The organism is Erythrobacter oryzae (genome assembly GCF_030271515.1).
In the GTDB taxonomy this organism is placed as follows: domain Bacteria; phylum Pseudomonadota; class Alphaproteobacteria; order Sphingomonadales; family Sphingomonadaceae; genus Erythrobacter; species Erythrobacter oryzae.
On the sequence record NZ_JASCXI010000004.1, the window covers coordinates 523,816 to 539,806 of the forward strand.

General features: G+C 67.7%; 15 protein-coding genes. 3 read left to right on the plus strand and 12 right to left on the minus strand.

Annotation, left to right across the window (positions count from 1 at the left end):
• Nucleotide 1: 1 nt before the first annotated feature.
• The 3 genes from PFX90_RS15050 to PFX90_RS15060 are packed head-to-tail and all read right to left on the minus strand — an operon-like array spanning nt 2 to nt 4,631.
• Nucleotides 2–1,291 carry a NupC/NupG family nucleoside CNT transporter gene (locus tag PFX90_RS15050; RefSeq protein WP_285713424.1) on the minus strand — a complete coding sequence of 430 codons (1,290 nt, stop codon included), beginning with the start codon at nt 1,289–1,291 and terminating at the stop codon, nt 2–4.
• Between the two features lie 6 nt (nt 1,292–1,297).
• Nucleotides 1,298–3,439 (minus strand): FAD-dependent oxidoreductase, encoded by a 2,142-nt coding sequence (locus PFX90_RS15055; RefSeq protein ID WP_285713425.1) that lies wholly within the window; start codon nt 3,437–3,439, stop codon nt 1,298–1,300.
• A gap of 46 nt (nt 3,440–3,485) precedes the next feature.
• On the minus strand, nt 3,486–4,631 hold the full coding sequence (locus PFX90_RS15060; protein WP_285713426.1) for an FAD-dependent oxidoreductase: 1,146 nt from the start codon (nt 4,629–4,631) through the stop codon (nt 3,486–3,488).
• A 265-nt stretch (nt 4,632–4,896) separates the two neighbouring features.
• Between PFX90_RS15060 and PFX90_RS15065 the strand changes: the two genes are divergently transcribed.
• The 3 genes from PFX90_RS15065 to PFX90_RS15075 are packed head-to-tail and all read left to right on the plus strand — an operon-like array spanning nt 4,897 to nt 9,121.
• Nucleotides 4,897–6,612, plus strand: coding sequence for an ABC transporter transmembrane domain-containing protein (locus PFX90_RS15065; RefSeq protein ID WP_285713427.1), 1,716 nt, complete (start codon nt 4,897–4,899; stop codon nt 6,610–6,612).
• A gap of 2 nt (nt 6,613–6,614) precedes the next feature.
• Complete coding sequence (locus PFX90_RS15070) at nt 6,615–7,646, plus strand: HlyD family secretion protein (protein WP_285713428.1); 1,032 nt, start codon at nt 6,615–6,617, stop codon at nt 7,644–7,646.
• A gap of 5 nt (nt 7,647–7,651) precedes the next feature.
• Nucleotides 7,652–9,121 carry a TolC family protein gene (locus PFX90_RS15075; RefSeq protein ID WP_285713429.1) on the plus strand — a complete coding sequence of 490 codons (1,470 nt, stop codon included), beginning with the start codon at nt 7,652–7,654 and terminating at the stop codon, nt 9,119–9,121.
• Between the two features lie 19 nt (nt 9,122–9,140).
• Here PFX90_RS15075 and PFX90_RS15080 read toward each other — a convergent pair whose 3' ends face one another.
• From PFX90_RS15080 to PFX90_RS15120, 9 genes are all read right to left on the minus strand, one after another.
• The gene (locus tag PFX90_RS15080; protein ID WP_285713430.1) at nt 9,141–9,737 is read right to left on the minus strand and encodes a DcrB/PsbP domain-containing protein; all 597 of its coding nucleotides are present in this window, start codon (nt 9,735–9,737) and stop codon (nt 9,141–9,143) included.
• On the minus strand, nt 9,737–10,984 hold the full coding sequence (locus PFX90_RS15085; RefSeq protein ID WP_285713431.1) for a M48 family metallopeptidase: 1,248 nt from the start codon (nt 10,982–10,984) through the stop codon (nt 9,737–9,739). The genes PFX90_RS15080 and PFX90_RS15085 overlap by 1 nt, the downstream gene beginning before the upstream one ends.
• On the minus strand, nt 10,981–11,787 hold the full coding sequence (locus PFX90_RS15090; RefSeq protein ID WP_285713432.1) for a hypothetical protein: 807 nt from the start codon (nt 11,785–11,787) through the stop codon (nt 10,981–10,983). The genes PFX90_RS15085 and PFX90_RS15090 overlap by 4 nt, the downstream gene beginning before the upstream one ends.
• A gap of 119 nt (nt 11,788–11,906) precedes the next feature.
• Entirely contained in the window at nt 11,907–12,362 is a 456-nt protein-coding gene (locus tag PFX90_RS15095; RefSeq protein WP_285713433.1) for a tRNA (cytidine(34)-2'-O)-methyltransferase, read from the minus strand.
• Entirely contained in the window at nt 12,359–13,111 is a 753-nt protein-coding gene (locus tag PFX90_RS15100; RefSeq protein ID WP_285713434.1) for an alpha/beta fold hydrolase, read from the minus strand. The genes PFX90_RS15095 and PFX90_RS15100 overlap by 4 nt, the downstream gene beginning before the upstream one ends.
• A 4-nt stretch (nt 13,112–13,115) precedes the next feature.
• Nucleotides 13,116–13,808: a hypothetical protein gene (locus PFX90_RS15105; RefSeq protein WP_285713435.1), complete on the minus strand. Its 693-nt coding sequence runs from the start codon at nt 13,806–13,808 to the stop codon at nt 13,116–13,118.
• A gap of 1 nt (nt 13,809) precedes the next feature.
• Nucleotides 13,810–15,306: an Asp-tRNA(Asn)/Glu-tRNA(Gln) amidotransferase subunit GatB gene (gene gatB, locus PFX90_RS15110; RefSeq protein ID WP_285713436.1), complete on the minus strand. Its 1,497-nt coding sequence runs from the start codon at nt 15,304–15,306 to the stop codon at nt 13,810–13,812.
• On the minus strand, nt 15,303–15,464 hold the full coding sequence (locus PFX90_RS15115) for a glutamyl-tRNA amidotransferase (protein WP_285713437.1): 162 nt from the start codon (nt 15,462–15,464) through the stop codon (nt 15,303–15,305). Before PFX90_RS15115 ends, gatB begins: the two co-directional genes overlap by 4 nt.
• Nucleotides 15,464–15,991, minus strand: coding sequence for a DUF1877 family protein (locus PFX90_RS15120; RefSeq protein WP_285713438.1), 528 nt, complete (start codon nt 15,989–15,991; stop codon nt 15,464–15,466). The genes PFX90_RS15115 and PFX90_RS15120 overlap by 1 nt, the downstream gene beginning before the upstream one ends.

Sequence of the window (15,991 nt, forward strand, 5' to 3'; positions counted from 1 at the left end):
CTCACCACGTCACCAGCCCGATCCATGCGCCGGTCATGGCGCTGGCGAGGTTGCCCGCGACCCAGCTCTTCATCCCCAGCCCCGCCGCCTCGGCGCGGCGCTCGGGACACAGGGTGCCGATGGTCGAGACCAGCAGGCCCACGCTCGCAAGGTTGGCCACCCCGCACAGCGCATAGGTGACGATCAGCGTCGCCCTCGGCCCGAGCGTGCCGGGGGCGAGCGCGGCAAGCTCGAGATAGGCGACATATTCGTTGAGCACCGCCTTGGTGCCCATCAATGCCCCCGCCGCCTGCGCCTCGCCCCAGGGCACGCCGATCAGCCACATGAGCGGCGCAGCGGCCCAGCCCATGAGGCGCTTCAAGGTCAGCGGCGCGCCCTCGATCCACGGCAGCGCCGCAAGGATCTGGTCGGCGAGCGCCACCAGCGCAAACACCACGATGATGACCGCGATGACGCTGAGGAACAGCTGCAAGCCATCGGCGGTGCCGCGCATGATCGCATCGATGCTGCTGTCATAGGCGAGGCCGGGCTCGCCTTCCTCTTCGGGCTTGAGGGGGCCCTCGCCTGCGGCTTCGGGAGCGGGGGTTTCGGGCACGATCATGCGCGCGGCCAGCAGCGCGGCGGGGATCGAGACGAGCGAGGCGGCGATCATGTGGCCGACCGCGTCGGGCACCACCGCGCGCAAGGTGGTGGCATAGAGCACCAGCAGCGCGCCGCTGATGGTCGCCATCGCCAGCACCATCAGCTGGAACAGCTCCGAGCGGCTCGCGCGGGCGAAATAGGCGCGGGTGACGAGCGGGGTCTCGACCACGCCGAGGAACAGCGCGGCCCCGCCCGCGAGGCCCACCGGGCCGCTTACCCCCAGCGAACGGCGCAGCAGGAAGGAAAGCCCGTTGACCAGCCAACGCAGCACGCCCCAGTGCCACAGCAGCGCCGAGAGCGCCGAGAAGACGATCACCAGCGGCAGGATCTGGAAGGCGATCACCAGCGGCGGCTGCGCGCCCGGCTTCAGCGCGAAGGGCAGCTCCGCCCCGCCGAGATAGCCGAACATGTATGCCGAGCCCTTCAAGGTCGCCGCCTCGACCGCGCTCACCGCATTATTGACGAGGCCGACCGCGGCCCACACCGCGGGCACGCGCACGATCAGCACCGCGAGCAGGCCCTGCATCACCAGCGCGCCCGCGATCCAGCGCCAGCCGGGCAAGGCGCGGCGGTTCTCGCTGAAGGCCCATGCGAGGCCCATCAGCACCGCGATCCCGAACACGCCCCGCAACTGGTCGAACAATTCCACCCCGCTCTAGCCCCGCATCCAGTCGTGATAGCGCTCGACCCACTTGAGCAGGCCTTCAGGCTTGTGTGCCTTCTTCCAGTTGCCCGCGGCGAACTTGTTGGCCTCCACCATCGTGGGGTAGGCGTGGATCGTGCCGAGGATCTTGTTGAGCCCGATTCCGTGCTTCATCGCCAGCACATATTCGGCGAGGAGCTCGCCCGCGCCTGCGCCCACGATGGTCGCGCCGAGCACCTTGTCCTTGCCGCCTGCGGGGGTGAGCACTTTCACAAAGCCCTTCGTCTCGCTCTCGGCAATCGCGCGGTCGAGATCGTCGAGGTCGTAGCGGGTGACCTCTACCGCGATGCCCTGCTCGGCCGCCTCGCGCTCGTTGAGGCCGACGCGCGCGACCTCGGGGTCGAGGAAGGTGACCGCGGGGATCACGCGGTAATCGGCCTTGAACTTGCGGAAGGTGCCGAACAGCGCGTTCACGCTCGCATACCACGCCTGATGGCTGGCGGTGTGGGTGAACTGGTAGGGCCCCGCGACGTCCCCGGCGGCGAAGATGTTGGGGAATTTGGTGGCGAGGAATTCGTCGGTGACGACGGTTTTCGCCACGTCCACGCCGATGTCCTCCAACCCGAAGCCGGTAAGGCGCGCTTTCCGCCCGATGGCGACGATCAGCGCATCGAAGGGGACTTCAACCTCCGCCCCGCCGCTCTCGGCGATCAGCGTGCGCCCTTCGATCCGCACCGCCTTGTGGCCGGTGAGCACCCGCACCCCCGATTCCTCCAGCGACGCGCGGGCAAGTGCGCAGACGTCGTCGTCCTCGCGCGAGAGCACCCGCGCGCCGCGCTCGATCTGGGTGACCTCGCTCCCCAGCCGCGCGAAGGCCTGCGACAATTCGCACCCGATCGGCCCGCCGCCCAGCACCGCGATCCGGCGCGGGGCGTCGTCCAGCGCGGCGAAGGTCGTCCACAGGGTTTCGCTGGTGACGTAGCCCGATTGCTCAATGCCCGGGATGTCCGGCACCACCGGCTCGGCCCCGCTGGCGATGATGATGCTGCGGGTGGTGAGCCGCTGCGTGCCGCCATCGTTGCGGGCGATCTCGACCGTCCACGGGTCGATGATCCGCGCATAACCCTTGACCACATCGACGCCGAGCCCCTCGTAACGCTCGATAGAATCATGCGGCTCGATGGTCTTGATGGTCTCGAGCACGCGGGCCATCACCGCCTTGAACGGCACCTGCGGCTCCTGCGCGGCGAGGCCATACTTGTCGGCATGGCGCATCTGGCTCGCCACCTTGGCGCTCTTGATGATCGCCTTGGAGGGCACGCAGCCGGTGTTGAGGCAATCGCCGCCCATCTCGTGCGCCTCGACCAGCGTCACCTTCGCCTTCACGGTCGCCGCGATCAGCGAGGACACCAGCCCCGCCGAGCCCGCGCCGATCACCACCAGATTGCGGTCGAACTTTTTGGGGCGGGTGAACCCGGCATAGACCTTGCGGCGTTGCAGCGCGCCGATGATGCCCTTGGCGATCCACGGGACAAGCGCCAGCAACAGAAACGAAATCAGCAATAGCGGCGAGAGCAGATCGCGCGGGTCGCTGATATCGGCAAGCTGGGTCCCGAAATTCACATAGACCACGGTGCCAAGCAGCATCCCGATCTGGCTGACCCACATGAAAGTGAAAGTGCGGATCCGGGTCAGACCCATCACCAGATTGACCGCAAAGAAGGGGATGTAGGGGATCATCCGCAGGGAGAAGAGATAGAAGGGTCCGTCGCGCTCAAGCCCGGCATTGATCGCCTTCAGCCGCTCGCCGAAGCGCGCCTCAATCGTGTCCCGCAGCACATAGCGCGAGGAGAGGAAGGCAAGCGTCGCCCCCAATGTCGAGGCGAAGGAAACGATCACCGTCCCCTGCACCACCCCGAACAGCGCGCCCGCCGCCAGCGTCATGATCGCCGCGCCCGGCAGCGAGGCGCCGGTCACCGCCACATAGGCGAGGAAGAAGCCCGCGATCACGGCGAGCGCATTGTCCTGCTGGAAGGCGGCGATATCGGCCGACAGCGCCTTGATCCCGGCGAGCGTGAGATACTGCCCCAGATCGAAGATGAAATAGGCAGCGACCAGCGCGGCCAGCACGGCGATGATGGCGAGTTTCTTCACGAGACGATCCCCTTTGCGGCCCGGTTCGCTCCCGGGCCCCGTGCCGTTACGCCTTGCCTGCCAGCCTTGCGTATTTCGCGATCCAAGCTTTGTCGATCCGGTGCTTGAGCGCAAGCACCCAGCACCCCTCGGCGCTGAAAGGGCCGTAGCTGAGGATCGCAGAGCCGTCGCCTGTATTGAGCAGATAGAGGCTGTGGCGGCGCGGGCGGTAGGTCGCTGTCGGCCGCTTGCCCGCCAGCGCCTCGCGCAGGTTTGCCGCGAGCACCGGCCCGGCGAAGACCGCGTGCACCCCGGCATGGGCGAGCGGCCGGTCGATGCGCGCGGCGACGTCGCCTGCTGCGAAGATATGCGGGTGCGAGAGCGAGCGGTGGTGCGCATCGACGCTGAGAAAGCCGGCCGCATCGGTGGCGATGCCCGAGGCGCGCACCCATGCGGGCGCGGCGCTGCCGGTGGCGGCGATGACGCAGTCGGCGGGTTCGAGCGACTGCCCGCCCGCCATCAGCACCCCGCCCTCGAACCGCGCATCCTCCGCGATCACCCCAATCCCGGCCCGCACGAGCGCCCGCAGGGCACGAGCGCGCACGCTCCCGGCAAATCCGGGGAGCAGGCCGCCCGCCCCCGTCACCAGTGTCACCTCGGGGCGCGGATCGGCGCCAGCAAGGTTGCGCAGCCCGAAAGCCAGTTCCACACCCCCCGCCCCGCCGCCCGCGATCACCACGCGCGACAGCCCCCGCCGAGACGCGCGTGAGCTTGCGAGGCGCTCCACCAGCGCGCCGATGGGCCGCACCTCCACAAGGCGCGGATCATCGCCCAGCAGCGCAGCGCCCTGCCCCTCGCCGCCGGTGTCGAAGCTGGCGAGGCCGAAAGCGATTGCGCGCCCGTCCGCGGTCGTCACCAGCCGCGCCTCGGGATCGAGCGCGGCGCAGCGGCCGAGCACCAGATCCACCCCCGCGCGCCGGGCCAGCGCCGCGAGGTCGACCAGCCCGTCGCTCTGCGCGTGCTGCCCTACGAGCCAGCCGGGCACCATGCCCGAATAGCGCAAGGCCGGCTCGGGCGTCAGCAGCACCGCGCGCAGACCCCGCGGCACGCCCCGGCGGATCCAGTCGGCCAGCACCGCGACATGCGCGTGCCCCCCGCCGACCAGCAGCACGTCGGCGCCAATCCGCGCGTCGGAGGTCTCGGAAACGGCCATCACCCACGCTTCATCGCGCGCGGTTCATCTGCCCGCAAGCTTTGCGCGCTATCGGGGCCCGCGATACTTTATTACCTCTCATTAATTGCCAACCCCTGTATCCTCAAGAATTTGCACATATTGTCATGCACGGAACCCGCAAGGCTCTGGACCATTGTTCGCTTGCGGCGTGTGACAGTTGCAATAGAGGCAAGTTATTGCGGCGGCGTCCCGCTTCCGGGGCATCGCAGCGCAGGCACACGGGTTTCGCAACGGAAAGGCTGACATGGCAGGCGAAGGCCAAAGTTACGGCTCCAGAATTTCGCTGGTGAAATTCTTCAGGATTTTCTTCGACATCCTGAAGCCCGAGGCGAGTTTCTACTGGCTCGCGGCGGTCTACGGCATCGGCATCAGCCTGCTTTCGCTGGCGACGCCGATCTCGGTGCAGATGCTGATCAACACCATCGCCAACACCGCATTGACCGCGCCGCTGGTGGTGCTCTCGCTCACCCTGTTCGGCCTGCTCACCCTCTCGGTGCTGCTCTATGCCTTGCGCGTCCACCTGATGGAGATCTTCGCCCGCCGCTTCCACGCGCGGATGGTGGCGGAGATCGCGCTGATTTCGGTCTATGCCCAGAACCCGTTCTTCTCGGACGCCAAGAAGGGCTCGCTGTTCAACCGCTATTTCGACGTGGTCTATGTCCAGACCGCGATCCCGATCCTGATGATCGGCGGCTTCACCACGCTGCTGCAGATCGCTGTCGGCTTCGTGCTGGTGAGCCTCTACCACCCCTATTTTCTCGGCTTCACGCTGGTGATGATCGCAGCTATCTGGGTGGTGTGGCTGATCTGGGGCGCGCGCGCGCTGCGCACGGGCGTGGACGTGAGCCACTCCAAGCACGCCACCGCCGCCTGGCTCGACACGATCGGCCACTCGAACGGCTTCTTCAAGTCGCAGCGCCGGATCGACTACGCACTCGACAAGACCGACGATTACACCCGCAACTACATCAACGACCGGCGGCGGCACTTCCGCCACCTGTTCTCGCAGACCCTCGCCTTCCTGCTGATGTATGCCGCCGCCAGCGCGGCGCTGCTGGGGCTGGGCGGCTATCTGGTGATCCAGAACGAGCTCACCCTCGGCCAGCTGGTCGCAGCCGAGCTGGTGCTGTCGGCCGCCTTCGTTGGGGTCTCGCAGCTCGGCAGCTACCTCAACTATTTCTACGACCTGTTCGCGGCCGTCGAGGAAATCTCCCAGTTCTACGATGTCGAGCAGGAACAGCCCAAGGGCGCCGATCCCTTTGACGGGCCCGACCACACCATCGTAATGAAGGGCGTGCGCGGCCGCGCGCGGCACGAGGACGCGCAGTTCGATCTCAAGATTCCCTCGGGCTCGATCATCATGGCCGCCGCCAGCCAGCACGGGGTGCAGCGGCTCTTCACCAACCTGCTCAAGATGCACGTGTTGCCGCAGGGCGGCATCGCCACGCTGGGCGGCATCGACATGAAGGCGATCGAGGCGCATCACCTGCGCAAGAACGTCCACGTGCTCGACCGGCCGAGCATCGTCGAGATGACGATCCGCGAATACCTCGCCCTGTCCTGCCCCGACACAGCGCCGCAGCGGATGCTGAGTGCGCTCGAGACCGTGGGGCTGGCGGGCACCATCGCCACGCTGGAAAAGGGTCTCGACACCCCGCTCGCCTCGACCGGCTATCCGCTCTCTGCGGTGGAGCTGCAGCAATTGAAGCTCGCCAACGCGCTGCTCGAACGCCCGCGCATTCTGGTGCTCAGCCGCCTGTTCGACCTGCTCGAGCCCGAGCCGATCGAGCGCGCGGTCGCCGAGCTGCGCGCGCAGGCCTACACCACGGTGATCTACTTCTCGGGCCGCCGCATCGATCTGGGCTTTGACCGCTTCCTCTATCTCGAGGCCCACCAGCAGCGCAGCTTCGCCAGCTTCGACGAATTCGCCGCCGCGCAACGCCAAGCGAAGGAGGGCTGACCATGGCCACGCTCAAGGAAGACATGGCGCACTTCACCACCCTCGCCTCGATCCGGGTGCCGAAGGTGATGCGGGCGGTGTTCTACATGATCCTCGCCGCGATCATCATCACGGTCGCTTTCCTCATCTATGTCCCTTGGGTGCAGACCACCTCGGGCCAGGGCGTGGTGACGACGCTCAGCCCCAACGAGCGCAAGCAGGACATCAACGCGCTGGTGCCGGGCCGGATCGAGGAGTGGTACGTCCGCGACGGCTCATCGGTGAAGAAGGGCGATCCGATCGTCCGCATCGCCGACATCGACCCGCAGCTGATCGAGCGCCTCCAGGCCGAACGCGCGCAGGTGGCCCTGCAACTCGAAGCTGCCAAGAGCGCGCTCGCCACCGCCCGGATCGACGAACGCCGCACCCGCGAGCTGTTCGAGGCGGGGCTGGCCGCGCGGCGCGATTTCGAGGCGGCGCAGATCCGCATTGCCGAGCGCGAGGGACAGGTGGCCGCCGCGACAGCCGCGCTCAACCGCGCCGATGTGGGCCTCGCCCGGCAGTCCGAACAGATCGTGCGCGCGCCGCGTGACGGCTTCATCCAGAGCCTCAACGCAGGCGATGCCGCCACCTTCATCAAGGCGGGCGACGTGCTCGCGACCTTCGTTCCCGACGGTGCGGGGCGGGTGATCGAAATCTTCATCGACGGGCGCGATGTCGCGCTGGTTCGGCCGGGCGATCAGGCGCGCATCCAGTTCGAAGGCTGGCCGGCGGTGCAGTTCTCCGGCTGGCCCTCGGTCGCGGTCGGCACCTTCGGGGGCCGGGTGATCACGGTCGACCGTTCGGCGCAGATCGACGGCAAGTTCCGGGTGCTGATCGCCGAGGAAAAGCTCGACGGCATCGGCTGGCCGGAAGAACGCTACGTCCGCTTCGGCGCGGCGGTGCAGGCCTGGGTGCTGCTCGAGACGGTGCCGGTGGGCTACGAGATCTGGCGTCAGCTCAACAACTTCCCGCCGCAGCTTCCCGCCGCCGAAAGCACCGGAACGAAGAAGTGAAACGCATGCGCAGGCCTGCCCTGATGCTGCCGGGTGCGGCGCTGGCGCTGCTTTGCGCCGCGCCAGCCCTCGCGCAGGACATTGAGCCCAATGCCGAGCCGATCGAGGCCGCGCTCAAGTCCGGCCCGCTCACGCCCGACGAGGTGCTGCGCTCCTCGGCGCTGACCTTCCCGCAGGTGCTCGAGGCCTTCGAGCGCGAGGCCGCCGCGCGCGCCGACCAGCTCGGCGCGGACGGCGCCTTCGACCTGATGCTCAAGGGCGAATATTACGATCGCCTGACCGGCTACTATTCGGGCGGCTTCGGCAAGGTCGAGGCGCGCCAGCCCTTGCGGCTCTACGGCGCGGAGGTGTTCGGCTCTTACCGCGTCTCCAGCGGCGACTTCCCGATCTACGAGAACTACAATTACACCAACAATCTCGGCGAGGTGAAGGTCGGCGCGCTGTTCTCGCTGCTGCGCAACCGCGACATCGACAGCCGCCGCTTCGCGATCGAGGACACCCGCCTCGCCGCCAGCCAAGCCAAGCTCGACGTGATGCTGGTGCAATTGAACGTCCAGCACGAGGCCCTGCGCGCCTATTGGCGCTGGGTCGCGGCGGGCGAGGAGATCCGGGTCTTCGAGGAACTGCTCGAGATCGCAGAAGCGCGGCAGGTCGGCCTCACCCGCGAGGTGAACGAAGGCGCGCGTGCGCGCATCGCGCTGACCGAGAACGAGCAGAACCTGCTGCGCCGCCGCACGCTGCTGGAACAGGCGCGGCGCGATTTTCTCACCGCCTCGAACAGCCTCGGCTTCTACCTGCGCGGCGCCGACGGCGAGATGGTGATCCCCACCCGCGAGATGCTGCCCGATCTGGCGCGCATGAAGTCCGTCGCCAAGCCCGAGGCGCTCGCCGCGACGCCGGTGAGCGAGGTGATCCGGAACCGGCCCGAGCTCCAGACCTTCAAGATCGCGCTCGAACGCGCCAACAACCGGGTGGCGCTGCGGCGGAACGACCTCCAGCCCTCGCTGAACGCGAGCGTCGAGCTGTCGCGCGATTTCGGCCAGATCGGCCCGGGCGGCCCGGGCTTCGATTCGACCGACACCGTGGTCGGCCTCACCTTCTCGGTGCCGCTCCAGCGCCGCACCGCGCAAGGCGCGGTCCAGCGCGCCGAGGCCGAGCTGCGCGAGACCGAGCTGCGCCAGCGCCGCATCAGCGACCAGATCACAACCGACGTCGCCAACATCCTCGCCAATCTCGGCGCGGCGATCAAACTCGCCGATCTGGCCGATGCCGAGGTCAAACAGGCCAACGCGATGGTGCAGGCCGAACGCACCCGTTTCCGCCTCGGCGCGGGCGAGTTCTTCCTCGTCAACGCGCGCGAGGAAACCGCCGCCAACGCCCGCATCAGCGCGATCCGCGCGCAGCTCGCCGGGCGCCTTGCCGAAGCGAGCTACAACGCGGCGACGATGAATTTGAAGGCGCTGGGGCTGGAATAGCCCCCGCGCCGCTCAAAAATCAGAACGTCACGCTCGCCATGATCTTCTCGACCTCGGCCTGGTCGCGCTCGAAGAAGTGGGTGGCGGGCGCGAGGAAGCTGATGAGGTAGAGCTGCCCCTTCACCATCGTCCCGACCGCGATCCCGCGGCGCTTCAGCGGGCTGCCCTCGACCGAATATTCGAAGGCGAACTTGACCGCATCCTGCCCGCCCATCTTGGCGGGCTCCACCGAGGTCATCTGGAACACCGAGGTGTTCAGCACCAGCCGGGTCGAGCTTTCGTAGAACTCGGGGATCTCGGTCAGCTCCATCTTGGCCGACAGCTTGGGGAGCGGGCGCTCCTTCTTCTGCGTGTCCTTGTAGAGCGTCATGCCCGCAGGCAAGCCGGTGACGAAATAGAGCTCGTTCAAGTTGGTCCCGTCGCGGGTCCAGACCTCGCCCTGCTTGACCGGTCGGACGCTCCAGCGGTTCCACTTCTCCGACGCGGTGACCTTCATCGCGCTCTTGCCGACCGCGACGGGCGCATTCGGCTCGACGATCTTCCACCCGGCAATCACCGGCGCGGCGGGGAGAGCGACCAGCGCCGCGGCAAGGGCAAGGACGGACAGCCTCTTCATCATTCAACTCCTGCTAGGGTGCTCACCATGGCACGATCGGGCGCGTCGGGGACGCGGCCGAGGTATTCGCGAAAATCGGCTTGGGCCTCTTCGGCGCGGCCCGCCTTGCGCAGCGCATAGCCGCGGCCCCGCCACAGCTCGGGCAGATCGCCGCCGCGGGCGATGGCATCGGTGTAGAACCCGACCGCCGCCTCGGCATCGCCCAGCGCGCCGCGGCGGCGATGGAATTCGGCGCGGGCAAAGCCTGTCCACGGGGTCCAGCCGTTGGTCTTGTCGATCGCGTCGATCAGGAACAGGCTGCCGCCGTCGTCATTGAGCTTCAGCTGGTCGTCGAGGAACTGCGGCCACCATGCCGCGAGCCGCGCGCGATAGCGCTCCACCCCGGTCTCGCCGCCTTGTGCGGCGGCGAGCTGGGGGATCGCGGCGCGCAGGTAATCGACCCGCGCCTGACTTGGCGGGTGGGTCGCGAACATCCCGGCCTTGGCCTTGCGCTTGTCCTTGTCGCGCCCGCGCGCCACCAGCGTCGCATCGCGCTCGTCGAGCATCTGCTCCCAGATCAGCGGCACCTGCGCCGGATCGTAACCCGCCTTGGCGATCATCGCGAGGCCGTCGCGGTCAGCCTCCTCCTCCATCCCGCGCGAGAAGGCGAAGAGCGATTCCATCAGCCCGATCGAAAGCAGCGCGCCGATCCCGGTGAAGGCGAGGAAGGTCGCCGCGTTGCTCTTCTCCTTGGCCTCGCGGAACAGCTGGAGCGAGTGGCGGCGCTTGAAATGGGCAAATTCGTGGCCGAGCACCGCGGCGAGCTGCGCCTCGTTCTGGGCGCGCAGCAACAGGCCGGACCACACGGTCATCACCCCGTTGGGCGCCATCGTCGCGTTGAAATAGGGCGAGCGCAGGACATAGAGCCGGATGCTCGCGCATTCCGGCCCGACGGTGCGGCACAGCACCTCGCGCAGATAGGCGTTCAATTCAGGATCGCGGATCACCTGCTTGGAGGTGCGCAGCGAGCGCTCGGCCTCGGCCATCTGGTGCCACAGGCCGCGCTCGAGATCGTCGGAGGGCTGGTAGGGGCCTTCGAATTCCTCGCTGGCGGGCGCAGGCGCAGGCGCGTCCTGCGCCGCTGCCATCGCCGCAACCGGCGAGGCCGCGGCGAAGAGGCCCGCAAGGGCAAGCCGCAAGGACAGGAAGCGACGCCCGGTCACGCCGCCCGGAGCGGCGCAGGGCCGCTCCGCGCGGGGCGTGCTCACTTGGCCTTTTCCGCCGGACCGAAGCCGTCGCGCAGCGGGAAGCCTTCGAGCAGCTGGCCCACGCGCTTGTCGGCACCCTCCACCTCGCGCGGGTCGCCGCCCATCGCGAGGTCGGTGTTGAACCACACGACATCGCCGGTCTTGAGGTCGACGAGCCCGGCATAGCCGACATGGATGCCCGAGGGCACCATGACGCAAACCCCGATCAGGCAGCCGAGCATCCCGGCCGCCTGCGCCGCCTTGCGACCCGCATCGCCATAGGCGTCGTTGGTGAAGACGAACATCGCATAGTCCGCCCCAGTCGCCTCGCGCAGCTTGGCCGTGCCCGGCCCGAGCGTCCAGTCGAGCTGGTTGACCTTCTTCGGGCGCGCGCCCGGGAGCTTGGGATCGTAGACCAGCTTCTGCTTGGTCGCGAGGCTGTCACCGACCGTGACGTGGGTGAAGATCGAGGCCGACACCGCTTCGAACAGCGCGCGGTATTCGGTCAGCACCTCGGCGTTCTCGCCTTCGAGCTCGTCGACGAATTCGAGGCTGGCGTTCAAGGCCGCGGCGCGCTCGATCAGCTTGGCCTTGATGTTGGTGCGCGCGGTTTCGGTCCAGTCGGCATTGGGCTCGACGATGCCGCCGGCCTTCTGCGAACCGACGCTGACGTCGGGGCGGAAGACCACGATCTTCATGCTGCCGTCAGCCGGGAAGACGAAGCCCTCGCGGGTGGTGTCCCCGGCAATGGCCGGTGCCGCAAAGGCAAGCATGCTGGCTCCGGCAAGAGCGATCACGCCCGCACGCACAGTCTTCAAAATCATTGATTGCGCCCCCGAAAAAATGTCTGAGGCAGGAAATATCAGACGATTTGCGGCCCGCAACGGGTTTTTGAAAGCACAAGCATTTTTCGCCGGAACGGGGCAGGTGCGCCACAGGCCGCTCAGATTTTCCCCCTGAGCGCCTGATAGGCAGCCGCCGCGACGGTGTTGGCGAGGTTCAATGACCGGATCACCTCCGAGCGCATCGGCAGCTTGAACAGGCGGTCGGCGTGGGCGGCGATGATCGGCTGCGGCAGGCCCTTGGTCTCCTGCCCGAAGACGAGGAAGGCATCCTCGGGGTATTCCGGTTCATAGAACGACCGCGCGCCGAATTCCTCGAACAGGAACAGCTGGTCGGGCCGCGGGGTACGGGCTTCGAGGAAGGCCTCCCAGCTGGCATATTCGGTGAGGCGCACATGCGGCCAGTAGTCCAGCCCCGAGCGCTTCACCCGCTTGTCGTCGATGGTGAAGCCCAAGGGGTGGATCAGGATCAGCTCCATATCCAGCGCCACGCAGGTGCGCCCCACCGCGCCGGTGTTGCCGGGGATTTCGGGCTGGACGAGGACGATTGCGGTCATGCGGCTTCGGCTTCGAGATAGTGGCGCAAGGTCGAGAAGTGCGAGAGGCCCGGCAGCACCGTCACCTGCGGGCGGTGCGGGAGAGCGGCGGCGAGGGCCTCGGCCATTGCGGGCGGGGTCCAGTCGTCCTCGCTCCCCTGCCAGATGCTAACCGGCTGCTGCACCCGCGCCAGATCGGGGCGCCAGTCGGCGACATAGGCCCGGATCTCGGCCATGTAGGCCTCGCGGCTATCGAGCAGGCTGTGGCGCAGCGACTGCGCGAGCGCGGCGATAAAGCGCGGATCGGCGGCGAGCGCGCGGTCCTCGCCCCTGGCCTTTGCCATCAGCGCGGCGGCCATCCGTTCGGGCGCGTGGCGGGCGACCTGCGCCTGCACCAGCGTCAGCGCCGCAAAGGCCCGGCGCCCTGCCAAGGCCGCGCGGAACACCGGAGCACCCGCCATCCCCTTCAGGAAAACGCCCAGTTGCAGCGGCGCGGCGGGGGAGACGAGGTCGATCCGCGTCACCCGCTCGCCCAGCAAGGGCGCGACCCGCAAAGCGGCCTGCGCGCCCAGCGAGAAACCGACCAGCCGCAGCGCCCCCTCTGGCAGGCGCGCCGCGAGGCCAGCGGCAAGTCGCGGAAAATCTCCGCCCCGCGCCGCGACATGGAACCCGGCCGTCCGGCCCGCGATCTCGGGCCCGAAGCCCGCCAGTTCTGCCGCCGATCCGGGCAGGCCGTGGAAATAGACGGTCCGGAGCGGGCTGCCGGTCATCGTCTCACACCAGCTCGATCCGCGTGGCCCGCGCGATCCGGTGCGCATCGACCAGCCGCGCGCCGTTGGGCTCGGGCATGGCGGAAAGCGCGAGGATCTCGGCATAGCGCTGCCACAGGTCTTCGGTCCGGCCGCGCGCGGCGACCGCGTCCTTGCGCGGCACGTTCTTGCGGGCGATGGCATCGGCCAGCGACCACACCGTCTCCCATTCGAGCCAGTAGCGCCCGCGGTCGGCGATCATCATCACGAAGCAGGCGAAACCGACCACGGCAAAGGCCTCGACACCGATCAGCCACCACACCAGCGGGCTGCCGATCAGCCCCATGGCCCATGCCGCGCAGCCGACATAGCCGAACGACACGATGGGCATGGCCAGCCCGGTCTCGCGCGCGAGGCGTTTGCTCAGCCGGGTCGGTGACATGCGGGCGATGTCTTTCAACCGTGTCGAGGGCGCAATCCGCACCCCCGGCTTCAGCCGCTCGAACTGGCCGCGCAGGCGGAAGAACAGCATCGCGGTGTCGCACCTGTCCGCCGGCTCGTGCCCGGCGCGGCGGTACATCACCTCCTCGAACAGGTCCTCGGCGGTATAGAAGACGTCGAACCCGTCGAGCGAGCCGGCCCCGAAGCTGCGCCCGAGCAGATCGAGCGTGACTTGCGTGAACTCCTCCCGCTCGATCCGGATCGCCTCGTGCGTCAAATTACCCCAGCTTGGCCTTCAGGAGCTGGTTGACCAGCTGCGGGTTGGCCTTGCCCTGCATCGCCTTCATCGTCTGGCCGACGAAGAAGCCGAACAGCGCTTCCTTGCCGGCGCGGTACTGTTCGACCTTGTCGGCATTGGCGGCGATGATCGCGTCGACGGCGGCTTCGATCGCGCCGGTGTCGCTGACCTGCTTGAGGCCTTCCGTCTCGGCGATCTCGTTCGGGTCGCGCCCCGTCCTGAGGACGATCTCGAAAATCTCCTTGGCCTGCCCGCCGCTGATCTCGGCCTTGTCGGCCATGGCGAGGATGGCGGCCTGCGCGGTGGCGGTGGCATTGGCGGGGTCGGCCTCGTCACCCAGCGCCTTCAACACCCCAGGCGCGACCGAGAGCGACCAGTTGGCGACCTGCGTCGCGACCGCGGTGTCATCCTTGCCGGTGGCCTTGGCGGTCTCGGCAAGCAAGGTCTCGAACCGCGCGAAGGTTTCCACCTCGGCGGTCAGCTCGCGCGCGTTGTAGGGGGTGAGGCCGAGCACCTCGACATAACGCTTGCGCTTGGCATCGGGCAGTTCGGGGAGCGAGGCGCGGCATTCCGCCAGAAAATCGTCTTCCAGCACCAGCGGCAACAGGTCGGGATCGGGGAAGTAGCGATAGTCGTGCGCGTCTTCCTTGCTGCGCATCGTGCGCGTCGTGCCGGTGCCGGGGTCGAACAGGCGGGTTTCCTGCACGATAGTCCCGCCGCTCTCGAGCACATCGACCTGGCGCATCGCCTCATGCTCGATCGCCTGCATGACGAAGCGCACGGAGTTCACATTCTTGGTCTCGGTGCGGGTGCCGAAGGGCTCGCCGGCCTTGCGCACGCTGACGTTCACGTCGGCGCGCATCGAGCCTTCTTCCATGTTGCCATCGCACGAGCCGACATAGCGCAGGATCGCCCGCAGCTTCCTGAGGTAAGCCCCTGCTTCGGCAGGCGAACGCATGTCGGGCTTGGAGACGATCTCCATCAGCGCAACGCCCGAGCGGTTCAAGTCGACATAGGACATGGTCGGGTGCTGATCGTGCATCAGCTTGCCCGCATCCTGCTCGACGTGGATGCGCTCGATGCCGATCACCTTGTCTTCGGGAATCCCGGCCTTCTCGTCCGCCTCGATCAGCAGCGAGCCTTCGCCCACGATGGGGTGGTAGAGCTGGCTGATCTGGTAGCCCTGCGGCAGGTCGGCGTAGAAGTAGTTCTTGCGATCGAACCGGCTCCAGGCGTTGATCTGCGCCTCGATCGCCATGCCGGTGCGCACCGCCTGACGGATGCACTCGCGGTTGGGCACGGGAAGCATTCCCGGCATCGCGGCATCGACGAGGCTGACCTGCGCGTTGGGCTCGGCCCCGAAGGCGGTCGCCGCGCCCGAGAACAGCTTGGCGTTGGAGGTGACCTGCGCATGGACTTCAAGGCCGATCACGACCTCCCATTCCCCGGTTGCGCCCTGGATGCGGTAGTTGCTCATTTCCTGTCCTCGTCCTCGATCACCTTGCCATCCGGCCCGAAGCGCATCTCGCCGTGATCGACGTTCTTCCTTACCCAATTGGCGACCATGAAAGTCAGCGGCACCGCGAGCATGATGCCGATCCCGGCGATCCACAGCGGTGTGTCGGCGGCGACCATCAGAAGGACACCGTGAAGATAACGTGATCGCCGCGCACGGCGGTCTCGCGGTAGAAGTCGACCAGCCCTTCGAACCAGCTCGCGGCATACTCGGCAGCTTCGCCCGCGTCACCGGTGGCGCCGAAACGCTGGTGCGCGCGTGTCACCCGGGCCGAGAGGTCGTCGAGCGAGATCGCCGCGAGCTCGGTCGCCACTTCGCCAACCTGCGCTTTGCGGGTCAGCCCCACATAGTCATCGCCCGACGCTTCAAGCACCTCGGTGCCCATGATCGCAAACCGCGCCATTCCCGGTTCGGCAAGCGACGCATCCTGCGGCTCGCACGAAAGCGGCCCGTCAGGATCGATGCCCAGCAAGGCCGAGTGGATATAGGCCCAGCTCTTGTCCGTCTCGGCCACGTCGCCGCTGCCGAATTTCGACTCTTCCAGTTCCTCGGTGATGTATTCCATCACGCTCGCATAGCCTTCGTGCGCGGCGAGCGCCGCCAGTTCGGCATCGTTGACGCGCAGATGGAGCCCGAGCTGGCCCAT